Raw genomic sequence first — 21,383 nt, forward strand, 5'->3', positions numbered from 1 at the left:
CGCCCTGCCGTTCAACTCGCTGGACCAGGGCGCGGGTCAGCGGCGACAGTGGCGCCCATGACTTCGCTCGTACAGCACATCACCATCGACTGCGCCGATGCCTACGAACTGGCCCGCTTCTGGGCCGAGGTGCTCGATTCCCCCCTGGCCGACGACGACCATCCCGGTGACCCCGAGGCGCTCGTGAGGGCGCCGGGGGCGGCGCTGCTCTTCGTCACGGTGCCCGAACCCAAGCGCGCCAAGAACCGCGTCCACCTCGACGTCCGCCCCGAGGACCGCACCCGTGACGAGGAGGTCGAGCGGCTGCTCGCTGTCGGCGCCACGCTGGTCGCCGACCACCGCAGGCCGAACGGCAGGGGCTGGGTGACGCTGGCCGACCCCGAGGGCAACGAGTTCTGCGTGGAGTGCAGCGCGGGCGAACGCGCCGCGCTGACCGGCACCCGGCTGCCCGTCACCGCCGACGACGTGACGCTGGCGGTACGGCTCGCGGTGGACGTCATGGCGCAGGCTCCCGGGGACGGCTGGCGGAACCCTGCGGGGACCTTGGAATGGGACTGCTGGGAGACCGTCGAGCACCTGAGCGACGACCTGTTCTCGTACGCGGTCCAGCTCTGCCCGCGTAAGCCGCCGCAGGACCGTCTGGTGCCGTATCACTTCGCCCCCCGGCGCGAGGGCGGCCCCTGGAACATGGTGTTCGCCGATCCGGAGGCGGGAAGCACCGGGCTGCTCCAGACGCTGGAGGCGAGCGGCGCCCTGCTGGGCGCGATGGTGCGGACGACCCCCGCTGATGTGCGCTCCCACCACGCGTGGGGCCTCTCGGACCCGGAGGGCTTCGCCGCGATGGGCATCGTCGAGACCCTGGTGCACACCCACGACGTCAGCGCCGGGCTCTCGCTCTCCTGGGCCCCGCCCCGGGACCTCTGCGACCGGGTGCTGGCCCGGCTCTTCCCCGACGCCCCGGACGACGAGGACCGGTGGACCGTGCTGCTCTGGTCCACCGGCCGCGCCGGTCTGCCGGGCCGCGACCGCGTCACCTCGTGGAAGTGGCACGGCGCGCCGCTGTAGCGGTGAGCCGGCGGGAACCGGCCACATCGGCGGCCGGTTGTCCCGTCCGGGGCTGCCCGGGCGGGATGCGCCGGTAGCGTCCCTGGCATGGAACAGCCGACCAGCACAGGCCTCACCGATCAGGCGCCGGCTGACCCCGCGGCCACCGACGACATGCTGGCCACACAGCCCATCGGATACTGGAGCGGTCTGACCCACTCGGCCGTCACCCGTCATCTGCGGGACGCCATGGCCAGGATCGACGTCACTCAGCCGCAGTACTGGGTGCTCAACCGGGTGCACGGCGGGCCGGCCGCGCCCACCCGTGACGAGGTCGTCACCCAGCTCACTCCCCTCGCCGACGGACCGCACGACATCTCCAGGGTCGTCGATCAGCTGCTCCACCGCGGCTGGCTCAGGAGCGAGGACGGGCAGCGACTGCAACTCACCGACGACGGAGAGGCCGCCCGGGCGCGGCTGCGTGAGCTGGCGACCGGTATCCGCGCCGAGGTCCACCAGGGGATCAGCGACGCGGAGTACGTGGCCGCGCTCAAGGTGCTCCGGACGATGGTGGCCAACGTCGAGGGCTCACGCCCCCTCTGAACGGCCGCTCCTTCGCCGGCGGGTGCCCCGGTGCGGATGACCGGCGGTGTGGGCTACCGGTGCGAGAACCAGGCCGCCGCCGGGAGCAGCTTGCCGTCGTAGTCGAACACCGCCTGGTTCTCCCACGCGTTGCCCGAGGACGGGTCGGCCGGGTCCCAGCCGCTGCCGGTGGCCGCGGTCCAGGCCGGCTCCCAGTACACGGCGCCGAGCCCCCGGCCGTTCGGGACGGCCTCGACGACGTTCATGACGTCGCGGAGGTTCGCCGCCTGGCCGGCCGGGGTCGCCGGGTAGCCGGCGGCCAGTTGGCCGGCGGTGGCCACGTTGTTCTCCAGGCCGTCGTCGTTCGCCAGTGTGTGGGCGTATGCGGTCTCGGCGACCAGCACCGGCTTGCCGTAGCGGGAGGCGGAATCGTCGAGGTTGGCCTGGAGGTCGGACAGCGGGCCGTGCCAGTAGCCGTAGTAGGACAGGGCGATGACGTCGAAGGGCACCTTGTGGGCGACGGCGTTGTCGAACCACCAGCGGGTGCCCGCGTTGTCGCCGCCCTCGGCCAGGTGCAGCGCCACCTTCGTGCCGGAGGAGACCGCCTTCGCGGCGTTCGCCCCGGAGGTGAGGAGGCCGGCCAGCTGGGACCAGTTGTCCGTGGAGCCCTCCGGCCAGAGCATGCCGGCGTTGGTCTCGTTGCCGATCTGCACCATGTCGGCCGTGGTGCCCTGGGCCTTGAGCGCGTTCAGCACGTCGTAGGTGTGGTTGTAGACGTCCGTGCGGAGTTGGGCGTAGCCGTGCCCCGCCCAGGCGGCGGGCTTGTTCTGCTTGCCGGGGTCGGCCCATGCGTCGGAGTAGTGGAAGTCGATGAGGGTCTTCATGCCGAGGGCCTTGGCCCGCTTGGCCATGGCGAGGACGCGGGCCTTGTCGTTGTAGCCGTCGGCCGGGTTCACCCAGACCTTGAGGCGTACGTAGTTCATCCCGGAGTTCCTGAGGATGCTCATGGCGTCCCCGGCGGTGCCGTTCGCGGCGCGGTACGTCGCTCCGTACGCCTCGTTCTTCGGCAGGGTGGAGAGGTCACCGCCCCTGACGCTCAGCCCGGTCGTCCCCGGGGTGAAGGTGATGTCGTCGAAGTTGGCCCACTCCCCCGCGTGCGCGTCGGAGTTGAGGCTGATCGTGCAGGCTCCGCCGGTCACCTTGACGGAGGTGACGAGCCGGATCCAGTCGCCGTTCGCGGTCGGCGGCAGGTCGGTGCGCTGCTCGGCGCCGCCGCAGTTGCGCAGGGCTATGTAGGCCGAGTTCTGGCCGCCGCCGGAGCGGACCCAGGCGCCCAGCGTGTACGTGCCGTCGGTGAGGCCGCTCAGATACTGGTAGGTCTCGACCTTGTACGCCGAGGCCGACCAGTGGCTGAGCCGGGTGCTGCCGCCGTGGCCGCCCGCCTCGGTGAAGGAGGCGGCGTGCTGTCCGCCGGCCGAATATGTCGACCAGCCCGTCGCGCCCGACTCGAAGCCGGTGTTGACGGGGGCGGTGGCCGCGTGGGCGGCCTGGGCGGGGAGCGCGGCGAACACGAGGCCGGACAGTGCGGCCACCGCCCCGGCCGCCTTCGCGCGGGTGTGCGTCGTTCCGTACATCGTCGATGTCCCTTCGACAGTTGTGCGGGCTAACGGATGGGCGCCTCAGCGTCGAGGCGTACGACGCGGACCTCGCCCGCCGGAACGGCGAGCTTGTCCACGGCGGGCTCGCCGGTGAGGAGTTCGGTGCCGGGGGCGTCCAGCGCCACCCCGGCCTCGGCATCGGTGTGGTTGATCACGAAGAGGTAGCTGCCGGTGTCGCCGGTGCGGCGCACGACCTCGACGTCGTACGGCAGGCCCGTGCGGGGCTCGATGCGGGCGTCGGCGGCCGCGCGGTCCAGGACGGCGTCCAGGTCCGGGCCGGAGAGCCGGGTGGAGATGTACCAGGCGCTGCCCTCGCCGAGCCGGTTGCGGGTGACGGCGGGCCGGCCGGCCGGGATTCCGTCGGCGTACGACCAGAGGGTCTCGGCGCCGCGCGGGATCACCACGTCCGACCAGAGGTCGCCGGTCAGCTCCGGGCCTTCGGGGGCGCCCTCGGGGGTGATCAGGCGGACGGTCCCGCCCTCGCCGAGCGGGGAGAACTCCTCGACCGTCAGCCCGAGCACCTCCCGGAGCGGGCCGGGGTAGGCACCGGGGTGGACGGCGTCGTCGGCGTCGACGATGCCGGAGAAGTACGAGACGACGAGGGTGCCGCCCTCCTCGACGTACCGGCGCAGATTGCGGCCGGTCGCCTCGGTGGTGAGGTAGAGGGCGGGGACGACGACCAGCGGGTAGCCGGAGAGGTCGGCGTCCGGGTGGGCGAAGTCGACGGTGAGGTGGCGGTCGTAGAGCGAGGCGTAGAACGTGTCGGCCCGCTCGCGGGCGTCGTGCTCCTCGCTCGGGCGCCATTCCAGGCCCTGCGCCCACCAGGACTGCCAGTCCCAGAGCATCGCCACGTCGGCGACGGTCCTGGTCCCCCGGATGCCTTCCAGCCGGCCGAGCCCGGCACCGAGGGCGCTCACCTCGCGCCAGATCCGCGAGTCGGTGCCGGCGTGCGGCACCATCGCGGAGTGGAACTTCTCGGCGCCGCGCCGGGACTGCCGCCACTGGAAGAACATCGCCCCCTCGGAGCCTCTGGCGACGTGGGCGAGGCTGTTGCGGGCCATCTCACCGGGGCGCTTGGCGGGGTTGCGCGGCTGCCAGTTGACGCCGCTGGTGGAGTGCTCCAGGAGCAGCCAGGGGGCGCCGCCCGCCACCGAGCGGGTGAGGTCGGCGGCCATGGCGAGGTTGACGTGGGTGCGGCGGCCGTCGGTGATCAGGTAGTGGTCGTTGGAGACGATGTCCACCTCGCGGCCCCAGGCCCAGTAGTCGACGGACTCGCACTGGCTGAGGGCGGTCATGAAGTTGGTGGTGACGGGGATGCCGGGGGCGAGCCGGTGCAGGACGTCGCGCTCGGCGGTGAAGTTCTCCCGCATGGTGGCGTCGGCGAAGCGGGCGTAGTCCAGCTGCTGGGCGGGGTTGCCGACCGTGGGCGTGGTGCGGGGCGGGTCGATGTCGTCGAGGGTGCGGTAGCGCTGGCCCCAGAAGGCGGTGCCCCAGGCCTCGTTGACCGCTTCGACGGAGCCGTGCCGGGCGGCGAGCCAGCGGCGGAAGTGCGCGCCGCAGCTGTCGCAGTAGCAGGCGCTGACGGGAACGCCGTACTCGTTGTGGACGTGCCACATCGCCAGGGCCGGGTGCTTCGCGTAGCGGCGGGCGAGCTGCTCGGTGATGTTCGCCGCCGCCGTGCGGTAGGGGGCGGAGCTGTGGCAGATGGCGCCGCGTGATCCGAAGGCGTGGCGGACCCCGTCCCGGCTGACCGGCAGGGCCTCGGGGTGGGCGCGGTAGAACCAGGCCGGCGGGACGACGGTGGGGGTGCCGAGGTCCGCGCGGATGCCGTTGACGTGCAGCAGGTCCAGGAGGCGGTCGAGCCAGCCGAAGTCGTAGGTGCCCGGCTCGGGTTCCAGCAGGGCCCAGGAGAAGATCCCGACGCTGACCATGGTCACGCCGGCTTCCCGCATCAGGCGTACGTCCTCGTGCCAGACCTCTTCGGGCCACTGCTCGGGGTTGTAGTCGCCGCCGAAGGCCAGCTTGTGCAGGCCGACCGGGTAGGGAGCGGATTCTGAGTGCGGCATGGACGGCTCCTGGCTCTTCGGGGCAACTTCTGGGAACGTGCACACACACTCTCGGCGGCGCAGGGCCAACATAACCGCACAGCAACAACCATTGACAAGTGTCGGTTTCGTTTCTCTACTGTGAACGCTCACAGCGCTTTCCGGCCAGCCCGCCGATGCGCCTGTTCGTCTCGTCAGGGGAGAAACCATGAAATACCGCACCGTCGCGGTGTCCACCGCCGCCGCTCTCGCCGCCGGCGCCCTGCTCTCGGGGTGCGGCACGGACGACGGGGGCGACGAGCCGGCCGCCTCCGGACCCGCCTCCCTGACCTACTGGGCGTGGGCGCCCGGCCTGGACAAGGTCGCGGACATCTGGAACAAGGGTCCCGGCAAGGAGGCCGGCATCACCGTCACGGTGAAGAAGCAGGCATCGGGCGACGACCTGGTCACCAAGATCATCACGGCGGCGAAGGCCGGCAAGGCGCCCGACCTGGTCCAGGCCGAGTACCAGGCACTCCCCACCCTCGTCTCCAACGACGTCCTCGCGGACATATCCGAGGAGGCGGGCGACGCGAAGGGCGAGTTCGCCGACGGGATCTGGCAGCAGGCGACCCTCGGCTCGGACGCCCTGTACGCCCTGCCGCAGGACTCGGGCCCGCTGATGTTCTACTACCGCCAGGACCTCTTCAAGCAGTACGGCCTGACCGTGCCCACCACCTGGGACGAGTTCGCCGAGACCGCCCGCGCGCTGAAGAAGAAGGCGCCGGACAAGGACCTCACCACCTTCTCCTCGAACGACTCGGGCCTCTTCGCGGGCCTCGCCCAGCAGGCGGGCGCGAAGTGGTGGACCACCGGCGGCGACAAGTGGAAGGTCGCGATCGACGACCCGGCCACGCAGAAGGTCGCCGACTTCTGGGGCGGCCTGGTCGAGGAGGGCGCCATCGACAACCAGCCGATGTACACCCCGGCCTGGAACAAGGCGCTCAACACCGGCAAGCAGGTCGCCTGGGTCAGCGCGGTCTGGGCACCGGGCACCCTGACCACCGCGGCGCCCGAGACGAAGGGCAAGTGGGCGATGGCCCCGCTCCCCCAGTGGACCGCGGGTGAGAACGTCACCGGCAGCTGGGGCGGCTCCTCCACCGCCGTCACCAACGACTCCAGGAACAAGAAGGCCGCCGCCACCTTCGCGAAGTGGCTGAACACGGACCCGGCGGCACTCGCCGCGCTGGTGAAGGAGAGCGGCATCTACCCCGCCGCGACGGCCGCCCAGACCGGTGGCGCACTGTCGAAGGCCCCGGACTACTTCTCCAACCAGCCCGGCTTCTACACCCAGGCCGCAAAGATCGCCCGGGGCACCGCCCCCGCCGCCTGGGGCCCGAACGTCAACGTCGCGTACAGCGCCTTCAAGGACAACTTCGCCTCGGCCGCCAAGACCAAGTCGGACTTCGGCCCCGCACTGACCGCCATGCAGGACGCCACCGTCGCGGACCTGAAGAAGCAGGGCTTCGGGGTCTCGGAGTGACACGCACACCCCGCAGGAAGGCGTACGGGGTCAAGAGCGCCCCGTATGCCTTCCTGGTCCCCGCAGCCGTCCTCTTCCTGCTCTTCTTCGCCCTGCCCATCGGCTACGCGCTCCACCTCAGCTTCCGCAGGACCGAGGTCAAGGGCCTCGGCCTCGGCAAGGGCGCACGGGACGAGATCTGGGCCGGCCTGGCCAACTACACCGACGCGCTCTCCGACTCGGAGCTGCTCACCGGGGCGCTGCGCATCCTCGGGTACGGCGCGATCGTCGTCCCCGTGATGCTCGGCCTCGCCCTGCTGTTCGCCCTGCTGCTGGACACCGACGGGCTCCGGCTGCGCGGCTTCACCCGGCTGGCGATCTTCCTGCCGTACGCGATCCCGGGCGTCATCGCCGCGCTGATGTGGGGCTTCCTGTACCTCCCCGACGTCAGCCCCTTCCTGTACCTGCTCGACGCGGTGGGGCTCCCGCAGCCCGATCTGCTGGACGGCGGGCCGCTGTACCTCTCGCTCGCCAACATCGCGGTGTGGGGCGGCACAGGCTTCAACATGATCGTGATCTACACGTCGCTGCGGGCGATCCCCGCCGAGATCTTCGAGGCCGCCCGGCTCGACGGCTGCTCGCAGCTGCAGATCGCGCTGCGGATCAAGATCCCGATGGTGGCGCCGTCCCTGATCCTGACCTTCTTCTTCTCGATCATCGCGACGCTCCAGGTCTTCAGCGAACCGACCACACTGAAGCCGCTGACCAACTCGCTGTCCACCACGTGGAGTCCGCTGATGAAGGTCTACCAGGACGCCTTCGTCAACAACGACATCCACGCGGCGGCGGCCCAGGCGGTCATCATCGCCGTCGCCACCCTCGCCCTGTCCTTCGGCTTCCTCAAGGCGGCCAACTCCCGTACGAAGCAGGGAGACTCCCGATGAGTACGCAGTCCCTCGCCGCCCCCGTACGCCGACGGCGACCGATCGTCCCCACGGCCGCGCTGCTCCTCGGCGCCCTGTACTGCCTGCTGCCGGTCGCCTGGGTCCTGGTCGCCTCGACGAAGTCCGGCAGCGAGCTGTTCTCCACCTTCACCTTCCTGCCCGGCTCCGGCTTCACCGACAACGTCACCGACCTGACGGAGTACCGGGACGGCGTGTACTGGCGGTGGATGGCCAACTCGGCCTTCTACGCCGGGGCGGGCGCCCTGCTGTCCACGGCGGTGTCCGCGGTCTCGGGATACGCGCTGGCCGTGTACCGCTTCCGCGGGAAGGAGACCGTCTTCAACATCCTGCTCGCCGGGGTGCTGATGCCTCCGGTGATCCTGGCCGTACCGCAGTACCTGCTGCTGGCCGAGGTGGACATGACCGACTCCTACCTCTCGGTGCTGCTGCCGCTGGTCCTCTCCCCGTACGGCGTCTACCTCGCCCGGATCTACGCGGCGGCCGCCGTGCCGGCCGACGTGATCGAGGCCGGGCGGATGGACGGCGGCGGCGAGTGGCGGATCTTCCGGACGATCGCGCTGCCGATGATGCTGCCCGGTCTGGTGACGGTGTTCCTGTTCCAGTTCGTGGCGGTCTGGAACAACTTCCTGCTGCCCTACATCATGCTCGGCGACGACGAGAAGTTCCCGGTGACCCTGGGGCTCTACACGCTGCTGCAGCAGGGGGCGACCACCCCGGCGCTCTACACGCTGGTCATCACGGGCGCACTGCTGGCGATCATCCCGCTGATCGCGCTGTTCCTCGTGATCCAGCGGTTCTGGAGCCTCGACCTGCTCTCCGGCGCCGTAAAGTCCTGACAGCTCCTCAACAGGGCTTCCCTTGATGAAAGATCATGCTTCATGAGCCGCACAGAACAGAACGGCACGGGACGCCGCCGGCCGCCGACGATCCACGACGTCGCACGGGAGGCCGGGGTCTCCCGGGGCACGGTCTCCCGGGTGCTCAACGGCGGTCACAACGTCAGCCCGGCCGCGCTCGACGCGGTTCAGTCCGCCATCCGGAAGACCGGCTACACCGTGAACCGGCATGCCCGGTCGCTGATCACCGGGCGCTCCGACTCGGTGGCGTTCCTGCTGACCGAGCCACAGGAACGCTTCTTCGAGGACCCGAACTTCAACGTGCTGCTGCGCGGCTGCACCACCGCGCTCGCCGCGCACGACATCCCGCTGCTGCTGATGATCGCGGGCACGGAGGCGGAGCGTCGCCGCAACATGCGCTACATCGCCGGGCACGTGGACGGGGTGCTGCTGGTCTCCAACCACTCCGGCGACCCGGTCGCCGCACAGCTGCACGAGGCCGGCGTACCGCTGGTGGTCTGCGGGAAGCCCCTCGGGCAGGGGTCCAAGGTCAGCTATGTGGCGGCGGACGACCGCGACGGCGCCCGGGACATGGTCCGCTACCTCCACGGGTCGGGGCGCCGCCGGATCGCCACGGTCACCGGACCGCTGGACACCCCGGGCGGGGTGGACCGGCTCGCGGGCTACCGCGAGACGCTCGCCGAGTGCGGGCTGCCGGCCGACGAGGCCCTGATCGTGCCGGGCGACTACAGCCGGGCCGGCGGTGAGGCGGCGGCCGCACTCCTGCTGGAGCGCGCCCCGGACGTCGACGCGGTGTTCGTCGCGTCCGACCTGATGGCGCAGGGGGTACTGACCGCACTGGAGCGGGCGGGCAGGCGGGTGCCGCAGGACATCGCGGTCGGCGGATTCGACGACTCGCCGGCGGCGCTCGCCGCACGGCCGGAGCTGACGACGGTCCGCCAGCCGTGGGACCGGATCAGCGCCGAGATGGTACGGGTACTGCTGGCGCAGATCGGCGGGGAGGACCCGGCCGCGGTCATACTCCCCACCGAACTGGTCCGCCGGGATTCGGCGTAGGCGGACGCCGGGGCTCAGCCGGGCCGGGCGCGCGGAGCCGACCCGGCTGCTCGCCGAGGTGGAGGAGAACCTCTGCCACGAGACCGGGGGCTGCCCGCGCATCAGCCCTGCGGGCTCAGCCGGACAGCACGTCCAGGGCCCGGTCGACGTCGGCCCCGGTGTTGTACAGGTGGAAGGCCGCCCGCAGGTTCCCCGCCCGGGCCGAGACCATCACCCCGGCCTCGGCCAGACCGGGCTCCCGGCCGCCCAGTCCGGGTACGGCGACGATCGCGGAGGTGCCGGGCACCGCCTCGTACCCGATCGACGCCAGCCCCTCCCGGAAGCGGGCTGCGAGCCCGGTGGCGTAGGTGTACACGGCGTCCACCCCCACCGCTGCCAGCAGGTCCAGGGACGGCGCGGCACCGTGATAGGCAAGGAACGCGACCGGCTGGTCGAACCGCCGGGCGTCGACGGCGAGCTTCTCGACCGGCCCGTACGTGCTGCTCCAGGGGTCCTCCGCCGCGACCCAGCTCGCGTAGAGCGGCGGCAGGTTCTCCTGTGCCTCCTCGGTCACGGTCAGGAACGACGTGCCCCGGGGGCCCATCAGGAACTTGTACCCGCCGGTGACGGTGTAGTCGTACGCCCCGGCGTCCAGCGGCAGCCATCCGGCCGACTGGCTGGCGTCGAGCATCGTGCGGGCCCCGTGTGCGGCCGCGGCGGCGCGGACGGCGTCCAGGTCGGCGACCCGGCCGTCGGCGGACTGGGCGGCAGAGAAGGCGACGAGCGCGGTCCCGGGCCGTACGGCGTCAGCCAGTCCGGCCAGCGGGACGTAGCGCATCCTCAGGTCGCCGCGCACGGCGAAGGGACTGACGACAGAGCTGAACTCCCCCGTCGGCGCCAGGACTTCGGCGCCCGGCGGGAGAGAGGCGGCGATGAGCCCCGCATGGGCGGCGACGGAGCCGCCCACGGCCACCCGCGCGGGCGCGACACCGGCGATCCGGGCGAATCCGGCACGGACGGCCTCGATCGATTCGGCGCTGCCGGCACCGCCCCGGACACCTGCGGCGCACTGGTCGACCAGCGTCCTGACGGCCTCGACGGCACGGCGCGGCATCAGCCCGCAGGTGGAGGTGTTGAGGTAGGTGGTCCCGGATGCGAATTCGGTGGCCCTGGCCCGGTCGATCGCAGAAGTCTCCATGCATGACAGCCTGACGGCCGCTCAACATCGCGTCAATCACGCGAGTTCGAGCGGCGCGCCCAAGAAAGCCTTATACGTGCCGGTCGGACGCCTTCGCCCCGGGCACCTCGCAGGACCCGTCCGCGTCACAGGCCTCGGCGTCCCCGCCGACCTGAGTGAGGCCGGGGACCTCGCGGTCCTTCCACGCCTGCTCAAGGGCCTGGGCGAAGACCTCGGCGGGCTGCCCGCCGGAGATGCCGTAGCGCCGGTCGAGCACGAAGAACGGCACGGCGTTGGCGCCCAGCTGGGCGGCCTCGCTCTCGTCCGCCCGCACGTCGTCGGCGTACGCCTCGGGGTCGGCCAGCACGGCACGCGCCTCGTCCGCGTCGAGCCCCGCCTCGACGGCCAGGTCGGCCAGCACCGAGTCGTCGAAGACCGAGCGCTCCTCGGCGAAGTTCGCCCGGTAGACGCGGGTCAGCAGCTCGTCCTGGCGCCCACGGGCCTTGGCGAGGTGGAGCAGCCGGTGGATGTCAAAGGTGTTGCCGTGGTCGCGCCCCTCGGTGCGGTATCCGAGCCCTTCGGCCTGCGCGTTCGCCGCGACGTTGGCCTCCATGCCCCGGGCCTGCTCGGGAGTGCGCCCGTACTTCTGCGCCAGCATGTCGATGACCTGCTCGGTCTCGCCCTTGGCCCGGCCCGGGTCCAGCTCGAAGGAGCGGTGGATCACCTCGACCTCGTCACGGTGCGCGAACCCGGCCAGCCCCTTCTCGAAGCGGGCCTTGCCCACGTAGCACCACGGGCAGGCTATGTCGCTCCAGATCTCGACGCGCATGACTCTTCTACTCTCCAGCTCTGCTGTACGGGTGCGGAGGGGACCTCCGCCGAGGGTGCAACGTACGGTCCGACCGGCTGATTCCCGGTCCGCCGAGGGACCCGGCACACACCGGCGGGGGCATGGCACGTCGGTGCCCGCTCTCACCCTTCGGCAGGGGGGACGATGCGGTAGCCAACTCCCCGGACAGCCTCGATGAGCGCGGGTACGGGCAGCTTCGCGCGCAGGGACGAGATGTGCGTTCCCAGAGTGTTTCCGGTCCACGCCCCGCTGTTGTGCCACACCCCGTCCATGATCTGCTCCCGGGTGAAGACCACACCGGGCCGCCCCGCGAGCAGGGCGAGGAGGTCGAACTCCTTGGGGGTCAGCCGGATGAACGAGTTGTCCACGCTGACCTGACGCGAGGGCAGATCGATGATCAGCGAGCCGAGGTACAGCACGGTCCTGACCCCTTCCACGATGTCCTTGGACACGGTGCGCCGGCTGACGGCGCGGATGCGCGCGATCAGCTCTCCGGTGTCGTACGGCTTCACCACGTAGTCAGCGGCGCCGAGATTGAGACCGTGGATGCGGGAGCGTACGTCACCGCGCGCGGTGACGATGATGACCGGGGCTCCGGTGCGCTTGCGGATCTCGCCACACACCTCGAAGCCATCCATGTCGACCAGGTCCAGGCCGAGGAGGACGAGGTCGAACTCGGCGCCTTCCGAGGTCAACGCCTGGAGCGCCTCCCCGCCGGTGCGGGCGTGCCTGACGCCGAAGCCGTGGCGCGTGAGGACCGCGGACAGAACGGCGGCGACGTGGTTGTCGTCCTCGACCAGCAGCAGTTCCAAACCAGCCCCCTCCAGTGGTCACCGGTCGCCGCGGCCCGGCATGCGCGAGCCGCTCCGACGCGAGGTGCGCCATGGCAGTCACGCTGATGAACCGGCTCCAGGTCAAGCAGTGCCGACGACGCTCACCGTCCGTCACGGCATCGGCGAAGCCTCTCAGCCATTCGCTACGGAACGTGTCCACTTGCGGCCGGATCGTTATCCTCAATTTCCGTTCAGAAGTGATGACGCAGGTCGGCGCCGTGCCGTGTAATCAACTCAGCGTCACAAGGACGCACTGGGATCCCAACCCGCCATCTCTCCATACAAGATCACGGAAGGAGTGACTCAAGGTGAGATTCAACGAGTCCGGATCCCAGGCGCCGAGAGGCTTGATCGTCCGGTGGCTCGAAGGCCGGCACTGAGCGAGTTTCGCGACCGCGACCCGCGCCCGCCGCGGCGACGGGCGCGCCGTCGCCCCGGCCGCCCGGCAAGCCGGGCCGCTGTCGGGCCGGCTCGTACCGGTCGACGCGGTCCTGACACCCGGCGAGTCGCCACCGTGGCCGGCCGGAGCTGACGAGACCGCTCGACCGGCGGGACCCCGCCGACGTCTTCCGGCGGCACTGCCCGGCCGACCGCGCGCTGCGTCCTCCGACGCCGCGCTCCTCGATCACGTCTCCGTGCGGTGCCCGCCCGCCGACAGTGCTCCACACGCTCCGGGACGCGCCCGGACGCCATCGATCCCGAATTCGAGCGTGCTCTCCGCTGCCCGGACCTCTCGTCCGGCCGCGCGGCGTCATGGACAGAGAGGTACAGAAAGTGCTGGTGCAGTACGAAGTGTCCGTCCCATCGGTGACGTTGCTCATCCTCATGGTCGTCTTCGCGGCGGTCGTGGTCCCACCGACGATGAGCCTGGTGACGGGATGGTGGTCGGTCCGGCTCCGCCGGTGGGGAGCGGAGTTGCGCATTGCCCGGATGCGGCTCGCCGAGCGGCTGCGCAGAGCCCTGCGCGCGTTCCTGGACGGTGATGGCCGGGGCTAGGGTCCTTCGTCCGGATCACGCGAGCCCAGCATGGTCCAACCGGGAGGCCCCAGCGAGAAGGGCGCCTCCACGGAGGCGGGCCCCGGACGCGGAGGTTCCTCTGCCGGAGACACCCTGGGAGCCCGGGACCGTACGCCACCGGCAGGGGCGCAGGATCCTTCTGCACCTCCTCCAGGAGACGTCCCAGCACACCGGGCACGCGGACATCATCCGGGAATCGGTCGACGGCGCGAACAGCACGGCGCGGCGGGGTTGGAGGCCGTCCCCGGCGGGCGGGTGCACGGCCGTACGGCCAGCCCGGTCTCCGCGCCGGCCGTACGGCCGGCCCGGGCTCCGCGGCCTCGCCGCCCTCGAGCAGGTCGGCATCACCGGCCGCACACACGGCGTCGGCTCCCGGGAGCCGACGCCGTGCAAGGGTTCCGGTCAACCGGTCGCGGCCTTCGCCCGCGTCCGGATCGCCGGATCGGACGGTCAGCTTCCCTGGAGTGTCACGTCGTCGATGACGAAGCTGGTCTGCAGGGACGAGTCCTCGGTGGCCGTGAAGGTCACCGTGACCTGCTGTCCGGCGTAGGAGCTCAGGTCGACGGACTGGAGGACGTAGCCGGTCGCGGCGTCGGCGTTGGACCTGGTGGCGAGGGTGGTGCCGTTCACCTTCATCCGGAAGACGTCGTAGGCCGTGGAGCCCGCCTCGTCGGTGTCGATGTGCAGGTAGTACTTGAGGGTGGCCTTGGCACAGCCGGCCGGGACGGTCACCGACTGGTTGATCGTCTCGGTGCGGCTGCTGCCGTAACCGACGAGCCACGCGGCCCGGGTTCCTGTGCGCGGTGCCTGGCCGCTGTGGGCGCCGATGCTGCCGGTGTCACCCGTCCACGGCGACGTCCCGTTCTCGAACCCGCCGTTGACGATCTTCTGGCCGGTGTCGCAGGAGCCGGAGCCGTTCACGGTCAGTGTGTAGGTCGTCGTGTGGGTGGCCGAGGTCCCCGTGCCGGTGACGGTGAGCGTGTACACGCCGGGTGCCGTCGACGCCGTCGTGCTGACGGTCATGGCCGAGCTGCCGCCGGAGGTGACGGACGACGGCGCGAAGCTCACGGTGACGCCCGAGGGGGCGTTCGCCGCGGAGAGCTGGACCGTCTGCGCCGAGCCGCTGGTGGTGCCGGTGGCGACGGTGGCCGTGGCGGAGGAACCCGGGTCCACGGTGCCCGAGGAGGGGGCGGCCGAGAGGGAGAAGTCGTTGACCGGCACTCCGGTGCCGACCGCCTGCTTCCACAGGGTGTACGCGATGCCGTCGGATGCGCGGTTGAGGCCGGTGTCATTGACATTGGCGGTGGTGTCGCAGGACGAGTGGTAGCAGGGGTCGTACGAACGGCCCGCCGTGCCGCCCCACTTGGTGGCCTGCGCCGATGTCTTGGTGGCGCTGGCACCCATCGCGTAGCCGGATGTCGCGATGCCGTAGCTCTCGAACGAGGCGTCGTCGCTGCGGCCCGCTCCCTCGGTGTTCTCCTCGGGCGCCAGGTTCAGCGAGGCCCAGTACTCCTTCATCGGCGCGGCGGCGGCCGAGGTGATGTTGTTGATGAAGTAGCCGCCGTTGGTGGAGGCGATCATGTCGAAGTTGTAGTACGCCTTGATCTGCGACCGCTGGGTGGCGGTGAGGGTCCTGGCGTAGAAGTCGGAGCCGTTGAGGCCCTGCTCCTCGTCCGTCCACCAGGCGAACCGGACCCGGTTCAGCATGGTGGGGTTCTTCTGCGCGAGCGTCAGCGCGGTCTCCAGCAGTGCCCCGGATCCGGAGCCGTTGTCGTTGATGCCGGGGCCCGTGGAGATGCTGTCCAGGTGGGCGCCGAACATGTAGACCTTGGCCGCGTCGCCCTTGGGCCATTCCGCGATCAGGTTCGCGCCCGCGCCGGCGGTGCAGCCGGAGGTGCAGGGCTGCTCGGTGACCGTGTAGCCGGCCGCCTGGAGCTTGCCCTTCACGTAGGCGAGCGACTGGGTGTAACCGGTGCCGGCGGCCCTGCGGTTGCCGCCGTTGTTGTTCGCGATCGTCTGGAATTGGCTGAGGTGCGCCTTGACCTTGGCGACGTCGATGTCGGGGGCGTCGGTGCCGGAGGACACTCCGCCGACGGTCAGGGTGTACTGCGCGGTGTGGTCGGCCTGGCCGTCACCCCGGACCGTGAGGGTGTACGTGCCGGGTGCCGCGGAGGCGGTGGTGGACACCGTCATGGTGGCGCTGTTGCCCGAGGTCACAGACGAGGGGCTGAAGGAGACGGAGACCCCGGCCGGCGCTCCGGTCGCCGACAGTGCGACGGACTGGCCGCTGCCGCTGGTCACGGTCGTGGAGACGGTCGCCGTGGTCGAACTGCCCGGCTGGACGCTGCCCGAGGAGGGGCCGACGGCCATGGAGTAGTCGGAGACCGGCGTGCCGGTGCACGTGGGGTCGCCGGTCTGCGCGGGCACGCTGACCGCGTCCCAGGCGGCCTTGGTCTTGTTGAAGAGGTTGCAGGTGGAGTCGAGGTTCTTGGCTGCGGTCAGGGTCGTGGTGCGGTAGCGCTTGTGGGTCATGCCGCTGGTCTTGAGCAGCATGCCGCCGTAGAAGATCTTGCCCGCGTTCTGGATGCCGACGCCGGTGAGTGTCGAGTTGTTGCAGGTGGGGCTGGCCGGCTTGCCGTCCCCGGGGTTGGTGCCCTCGGCCAGCAGGTAGAACCAGTGGTTCAGCGGGCCGGCGGCGGCGTGCACCTCGGTGGTCGGGATCGACGACGAGTAGCAGTTGGGGTCGTCGATCTTGGACGGGTCGTACATGTAGCGGATCGGCCCGCTGCCGACGAGGTCGATCATCTCGCCGACCTCGTAGTCGTCCGGGGTGTCGTAGGGCGCCGGCTGGTTGGCGTAGGCCTCGGTCAGGGCGCCGAAGATGTCGCCGGTGGCCTCGCCGAGGCCGTTCTCGTTGTTGGAGCCGCCCGGTGTGTACTGGTCGATGCCGTGCCCGTACTCATGGGCGACGACGTCCAGGGAGGCGATCCACTTGTTCGCCTGGTTGTGGCCGATGGTGACCCTGGACCCGTTCCAGGTGGCGTTGACGTCGTTCAGACCGACCCTGACCGGCCAGCTGCCGCCATTGCCGTCGTGTCCGTTGCGGCCGAGCCAGGCGCCGAGCATGTCCCACTGCTTCTGCGCGCCGTACATGGCGTCGACGCAGCCGGTCTCCTTGCTGCTCGCGCTGCCGGTGCCCCAGTTGTCGTCGGAGCCGCTGAACACCGCGCCGGTGCTGTAGTCGGAGCAGTTCAGCCCTGGACGGGTCGGGTCGCTGAGCTGGTAGCTGCCGCCCGACTGGCTGGTGTTGATGGGCAGCGGGCTCGGGCCGTTCCACTCGCTGGTGCCGTTGCCCTCGCGCACCTCGTCGTACGAGTCGAGCACCTTGCCGGTGCGGGCGTCGACGAAGACGTGGAGCCGGCTCTCGTGTGCGCCGGCGGAACCCGTGGAGCCGGTGACCACCGTCTCCCACGCCAGCCGTGCCTTATCGTCCTGAACCTTGATCACGAGGCGCTGCGACGTGGTCCGGTCGGCCTTCTTCAGCTCCGCCCGGCTGGTCCGCGCCGCGGCGGCCGCTCCGACCTCGGCCTTGGTTCCGGCCGAGATCTTCACGTCGGAGGCGGAGCGCGCGGCGCGGACCTTGCCGCTGCCGTCCGCGAGGACGACCGCGTCGCCGCCGACGACGGGCAGACCGCGATAGGTCCGCTCGTACGCCACCGAGTAGAGCCCCTTGAGCCAGGGCGTCACCATGCGGCGGTCGTAGCGCTCGTCGGGCCCCTTGGCCAGGGCGTCGAACCCGCTGGCGGTTGCCTTGTCAGCGGCGGCTATCGCCCGGTCGACGGGTTTGGGTTTCGGTTTCGCGGCGGCCGGGGCGGCGGGTGCCGCATGAGCGGCCGCCGGGGCGGGCAGGGCCGCCGTTCCCAGGGCCACGGCCAGGGAGAGGCCGGCCACGGCAAGTCTTCGGTTCACCAGTGCTCCTAAGCAGGATGGTGGGGGACGAACTGGTTCCTGCGGCGAATCCCGCAGGAACACCCGGGCCGTGAGAGCCCCTTGGTGGCAAGGAACACGAGCGGGGAGGTCGCGGACCACGACCCCGGGGGCTGGCGAATGGTCATGTTCACGTCCGGGCGGCAGAACACTCACACCGGACGTCCGCAGGGTCAACGGTGTTGGTCCGCTGGACGGCTCCTTGTCAAAGAGCGGCAAACGCCGACCGGTATACGGACACCCGGGTACGGCCGCCCATCGGCCGCCGACACCCTGCTGGATCGGCCCGCGCTGCCGGTCGCGGGGTACCTCAGGCCCGCGACGCCTCCACGGCTGCCCTCAACCGCTCCCCGAACTCGCGCACCTCGCGCACCCCGCCCCAGACACCGGAAAGCCGGTCCCGCAGCCCCTCCAGCTCCTGTGAGATCGTGCGCCTCCGGGCCGAGACCGCCTGGTCCACCACCGCCCCCGCCAGCTCCAGCGCGACGTCCAGGTCTCCCGCGCAGACATGGGAGTCCGCGAGCCGTACGGTCAGCAGCAGCCGTGTCGGCAGCATCCCGTCCGGCAGTTGCTCCATCGCCCGTACGGCGGAGCGGGCCGCGCTGCGGGCGGTCGCCCGGTCGCCGGTGACGGCGGCCAGATCCCGCAGCCCGCCGGCGACCGTGGCCTCCATCCGCAACTGCCCCTGCCCGGCCGCCAGCCAGGGCGCCTCGCCGAGATCGCGCGCGTCCAGCCGCTCCAGGCGCCGACGGCCCAGCTCGGCCTGCCGCCTGCTCTCCGCCCCCTCGCCGAGCACCGCATGACCGCGGGCCCGGTACATGTGCGACAGCGTCGCGATCCAGCCGCGCCTCCCGTCGAGCGCACCGATGGCACGCGCGTACGACAGCGAGGAGGCGCCGTCACCGTCGAGCCTGGCCAGCGTGCACAGATCGGTCATCAGCGTCGCCCGCACTCCCACGTCGCCGCCCGCCTCCGCCCAGCGCAGCCCGTGGCCGACCCACGCCATCGACAGCGCACCCTGCCCCCAGTACATCCGCAGCCGCCCGGCGAGCTGGGCGAAGTGGGCGGCGAGCCGAAGCTGGACGGCAGGAGACCGTCCCGCCGCATCGACCGCCCCGGCCCAGGCGACGAGGCCCCCCAGGATGTGCTCGACCATGCCGGCCGACGTCGTCGAGGTCGTGCACGCGGCGACCCGCTCGCACCGGCCCAGCAGAGCGACCAGGCCGTGGATCACCTCGGGCTCCGCAGCGTCCGGTACCGCGGCTGCGCACGCCGCTCGCATCCGGACCAGCAGCACCGGCAGGTCCACGAAGGCCGGCACCTCACAGGCATCCGCCACGTGCATCGGGCACGCGCCCGGGGGCAGCAGGAGCGGCCAGCCGCCTCCCAGGGACGCCGGGACCGGTTGGTGCCACTCACCGCCGGGCAGGGGCGAGAAGAACCCGGCTCCCAGGTTTCCCTGCCACGCACGTTCCGGGTTTCCCCGGGGAGCCGCGACGAGCGACGACAGCACGCCGTGCGCGTCGAGGACCCGCTCCAGGCAGTCCACCGCACCGGGCATCGGCTCGCGCGTGCCGCTCTCCCACCTGCTGATCAGACTGTGGTGGTAGCCGACCCGCTGACCGAGCTGGCGCTGGGTCAGCCCCGCCCGCCTGCGGAGACACTTCAGCTGCTGCCCGAACTCCGCCCACGGCGCCGCGGTTTCGCCGTCACCACGAGGTGTCCCGTGGCTCTCTTCGTTGACGCGCATGGCCGCTCCTGTCGAGGTCGGCGTGTCGCCGGGGCCGCGCCCCGGCCGGTGGACGGCAGGGGTGCCGGGAAGGCCGTCCCACGTACTCGGTCCCGTCATCCCCGCAGCACCACGACCGGCCCCGGCGCAGATGACCGCTGTTCATTTCGCCGGCAGCCGGCCCGGGCCGTCGTGCCGGCCGGGATTGATTGCGTATCCGTGAATACCGGGTTCCGGATGGGCCCGGTGCGGCCGATGCGTCAGGCTCGTCCCGGGCCGGCGCCGCATTTCCACCCCCCATGCGGCTCCGGAACGGCTCGGCGCCCCTGCCCCTGGAACGGGGCAGGGGCCTGCCGATGCGTCCTCGGCATCGGCAGGCCCTGAGTCGGTCGTGCGGAGTGGATCTGTCAGAAGGTCAGGCTCCAGGAGGCGATGTAGCCGGTGTCGCCGCTGTAGTTGTCGGTGACGCGGAGCTTCCAGGTGCCGTCGGCGAGGACGCTGGAGGCGTCGACCGTGTACGTGGTGATGACGTTGTCCGCGCTGTCGCTCGTGCTGAAGTCCTTCAGCAGGGCGGAGGCACCGCTCGGGGCGACGATCTCGACCTTGAGGTCACCGCGGTAGGTGTGCCGGATGTCGACGTCGATCTTGAGAGCGGCGGGGGCGTAGCCGCCGACGCCGCTGACCGGGATCGACGAGGTGACCGTGGTGTTGTCCAGGACGTTCACGTCGGCCGAGTTGGTGAACACCTTGCCGGTGGGCGTGCCTCCGGTGCCCGCGCCGAGGGTGGCCGCCGCGTCGGCGAGGCCGGCACCGCAGCCGCCGGAGCAGGTGCCGGGCAGGGTCCGGGCGTTGCTCTTGATCGCGCTTTCGACCTGGGCCGGGGTGATGGACGGGTTCGCCTGGTACATCAGGGCCGCGAGGCCGGCCACGTGGGGGGCGGCCATGCTGGTGCCCTGGTAGGCCTCGTAGTTCTCGCTGACCGGGCCGCGGGAGCCGCTGTTCAGAGTGGACCAGATGCCGTTGGCGGAACTGACGGCGGTCTCGCCTCCCGGGGCGGTGATGTCGACGACGGTGCCGTAGTTGGAGTACGAGGCGCGGTTGCCCTCACGGTCCGAGGCGGCGACGGTGATGACGTTGTTGCAGTTGGCCGGGTTGAAGTTGGCCGCGTTGGCGTTGCTGTTGCCGGCCGCGACGACGACGGAGGTACCGCGGTTCACGGCGGCGGTGATGGCGCTCTGGGTGCCCGCGTCGCAGGCACCGCTGCCGCCGAGGCTCATGTTGATGACGTCGGCGGGGTTCGGGTTGGAGGGCACACCCGCGACGGTGCCGCCGGAGGCCCAGGTGATGCCGTCCATGATGTCGGCGGTCGTGCCGCCGCACTTGCCGAGCACACGGACGGGCTGGACGGTCGCGTTGTACGCGATGCCCGCGATGCCCTTGCTGTTGTTGGCGGCTGCGGCGATGGTGCCTGCCACGTGGGTGCCGTGCCAGGAACTGTCGTAGTCCCGCTCCGGGTAGTTGTTGCCGCACTCGCCCTGCAGCATCCAGTCACCCGGGTCGGCGGCGTTGCTGTCGCGGCCGCCGCCGTCGTTGGCCACGAACGAGTCGGATATGAAGTCGTATCCGGCGACCATCTTCGAGGAGAGGTCGGAGTGGGTGACGTATCCGGTGTCGATGACGGCGACCTTGACACCCGTGCCGGTCGCCTTGTCCCAGGCACCCGGAACCCTCATGCCGGCGGTCGTCTCGAAGAGGTCCCACTGACGGTTGTACTCGGTGTCGTTGGGGGTCACGGCCGTGGCGTACATCCGGCGGTCCGGCACGACGTAGGCGACATCGGGGTCGGCCTCGAAGGCGGCCATGACGTCCTGGGAGTCCTTCTTGCCCAGTTCCCCGCCGAGGTCGACCAGGGCGGCTCCGGTGCCGATGCGCCGGTCGAACTCGAGGGCCTCTCCGGCCTTCGCGCCCTTCGCCTTGGCGTCCTTGGCCGCCGCGGCGTCGGACTTGGCCTCGGTGGTCATCGACTTGTAGCCGACGATGAGGCGCTCGACGGGAGCCTCGGCGACCGGTGCGGCGGGGGCTGCCGCCGGGGCCCCCGCGGGG

General features: G+C 71.1%; 16 protein-coding genes. 8 read left to right on the forward strand and 8 right to left on the reverse strand.

Annotation, left to right across the window (positions count from 1 at the left end; all coding sequences use genetic code 11):
- Positions 1-57 precede the first annotated feature (57 nt).
- Positions 58-1,065: a VOC family protein gene (locus BFF76_RS16020; RefSeq protein WP_065848462.1), complete on the forward strand. Its 1,008-nt coding sequence runs from the start codon at positions 58-60 to the stop codon at positions 1,063-1,065.
- 87 nt (positions 1,066-1,152) lie between these two features.
- On the forward strand, positions 1,153-1,647 hold the full coding sequence (locus tag BFF76_RS16025) for a MarR family winged helix-turn-helix transcriptional regulator (RefSeq protein WP_053929747.1): 495 nt from the start codon (positions 1,153-1,155) through the stop codon (positions 1,645-1,647).
- A 53-nt stretch (positions 1,648-1,700) separates the two neighbouring features.
- Here the strand turns inward: BFF76_RS16025 and BFF76_RS16030 are convergent, their stop codons facing one another.
- Together BFF76_RS16030 and BFF76_RS16035 are read right to left on the reverse strand one after the other, a co-directional pair.
- Positions 1,701-3,260: a glycoside hydrolase family 53 protein gene (locus tag BFF76_RS16030; protein ID WP_065848463.1), complete on the reverse strand. Its 1,560-nt coding sequence runs from the start codon at positions 3,258-3,260 to the stop codon at positions 1,701-1,703.
- A 29-nt stretch (positions 3,261-3,289) separates the two neighbouring features.
- Entirely contained in the window at positions 3,290-5,350 is a 2,061-nt protein-coding gene (locus BFF76_RS16035; protein WP_065848464.1) for a beta-galactosidase, read from the reverse strand.
- Positions 5,351-5,537: 187 nt separating this feature from the next.
- On the opposite strand from BFF76_RS16035, the gene BFF76_RS16040 reads away from it, so the two are divergent.
- Genes BFF76_RS16040 through BFF76_RS16055 form a run of 4 tightly spaced genes read left to right on the forward strand, consistent with a single transcriptional unit; the run spans position 5,538 to position 9,708 of the window.
- Entirely contained in the window at positions 5,538-6,851 is a 1,314-nt protein-coding gene (locus BFF76_RS16040) for an ABC transporter substrate-binding protein (protein WP_065848465.1), read from the forward strand.
- Complete coding sequence (locus tag BFF76_RS16045) at positions 6,848-7,774, forward strand: carbohydrate ABC transporter permease (RefSeq protein WP_031094635.1); 927 nt, start codon at positions 6,848-6,850, stop codon at positions 7,772-7,774. The genes BFF76_RS16040 and BFF76_RS16045 overlap by 4 nt, the downstream gene beginning before the upstream one ends.
- Positions 7,771-8,631, forward strand: a complete 861-nt coding sequence (locus BFF76_RS16050; RefSeq protein WP_031094633.1) for a carbohydrate ABC transporter permease — start codon at positions 7,771-7,773, stop codon at positions 8,629-8,631. Before BFF76_RS16045 ends, BFF76_RS16050 begins: the two co-directional genes overlap by 4 nt.
- Positions 8,632-8,673: 42 nt before the next feature.
- Entirely contained in the window at positions 8,674-9,708 is a 1,035-nt protein-coding gene (locus tag BFF76_RS16055; RefSeq protein WP_031094632.1) for a LacI family DNA-binding transcriptional regulator, read from the forward strand.
- 115 nt (positions 9,709-9,823) lie between these two features.
- On the opposite strand, the gene BFF76_RS16060 is transcribed toward BFF76_RS16055, so the two are convergent.
- From BFF76_RS16060 to BFF76_RS16070, 3 genes are all read right to left on the reverse strand, one after another.
- Positions 9,824-10,885 carry an aminotransferase class V-fold PLP-dependent enzyme gene (locus BFF76_RS16060; protein ID WP_065848466.1) on the reverse strand — a complete coding sequence of 354 codons (1,062 nt, stop codon included), beginning with the start codon at positions 10,883-10,885 and terminating at the stop codon, positions 9,824-9,826.
- 70 nt (positions 10,886-10,955) lie between these two features.
- Positions 10,956-11,693 carry a DsbA family oxidoreductase gene (locus BFF76_RS16065; RefSeq protein ID WP_031094628.1) on the reverse strand — a complete coding sequence of 246 codons (738 nt, stop codon included), beginning with the start codon at positions 11,691-11,693 and terminating at the stop codon, positions 10,956-10,958.
- Between the two features lie 143 nt (positions 11,694-11,836).
- Positions 11,837-12,526, reverse strand: a complete 690-nt coding sequence (locus tag BFF76_RS16070) for a response regulator transcription factor (RefSeq protein ID WP_031094626.1) — start codon at positions 12,524-12,526, stop codon at positions 11,837-11,839.
- Positions 12,527-13,354: 828 nt separating this feature from the next.
- Between BFF76_RS16070 and BFF76_RS16075 the strand changes: the two genes are divergently transcribed.
- Together BFF76_RS16075 and BFF76_RS34565 are read left to right on the forward strand one after the other, a co-directional pair.
- Positions 13,355-13,543 (forward strand): hypothetical protein, encoded by a 189-nt coding sequence (locus BFF76_RS16075; protein WP_141695612.1) that lies wholly within the window; start codon positions 13,355-13,357, stop codon positions 13,541-13,543.
- Positions 13,530-14,114, forward strand: coding sequence for a mycothiol transferase (locus tag BFF76_RS34565; protein ID WP_107418439.1), 585 nt, complete (start codon positions 13,530-13,532; stop codon positions 14,112-14,114). The genes BFF76_RS16075 and BFF76_RS34565 overlap by 14 nt, the downstream gene beginning before the upstream one ends.
- On the opposite strand, the gene BFF76_RS16080 is transcribed toward BFF76_RS34565, so the two are convergent.
- The 3 genes from BFF76_RS16080 to BFF76_RS16090 all read right to left on the reverse strand — a co-directional run.
- Positions 14,015-17,533, reverse strand: coding sequence for a M28 family peptidase (locus tag BFF76_RS16080; protein WP_079122391.1), 3,519 nt, complete (start codon positions 17,531-17,533; stop codon positions 14,015-14,017). The genes BFF76_RS34565 and BFF76_RS16080 overlap by 100 nt on opposite strands.
- A gap of 328 nt (positions 17,534-17,861) precedes the next feature.
- Positions 17,862-19,301 carry a helix-turn-helix domain-containing protein gene (locus BFF76_RS16085; protein WP_051834615.1) on the reverse strand — a complete coding sequence of 480 codons (1,440 nt, stop codon included), beginning with the start codon at positions 19,299-19,301 and terminating at the stop codon, positions 17,862-17,864.
- Positions 19,302-19,687: 386 nt separating this feature from the next.
- Positions 19,688-21,383, reverse strand: a 1,696-nt coding sequence (locus BFF76_RS16090) for a S8 family serine peptidase (RefSeq protein ID WP_065848468.1), incomplete at its 5' end; no start/stop codon positions are given.

Origin of the sequence: Streptomyces mutomycini, from assembly GCF_001700505.1 — a bacterium.
Taxonomy (GTDB): domain Bacteria; phylum Actinomycetota; class Actinomycetes; order Streptomycetales; family Streptomycetaceae; genus Streptomyces; species Streptomyces mutomycini.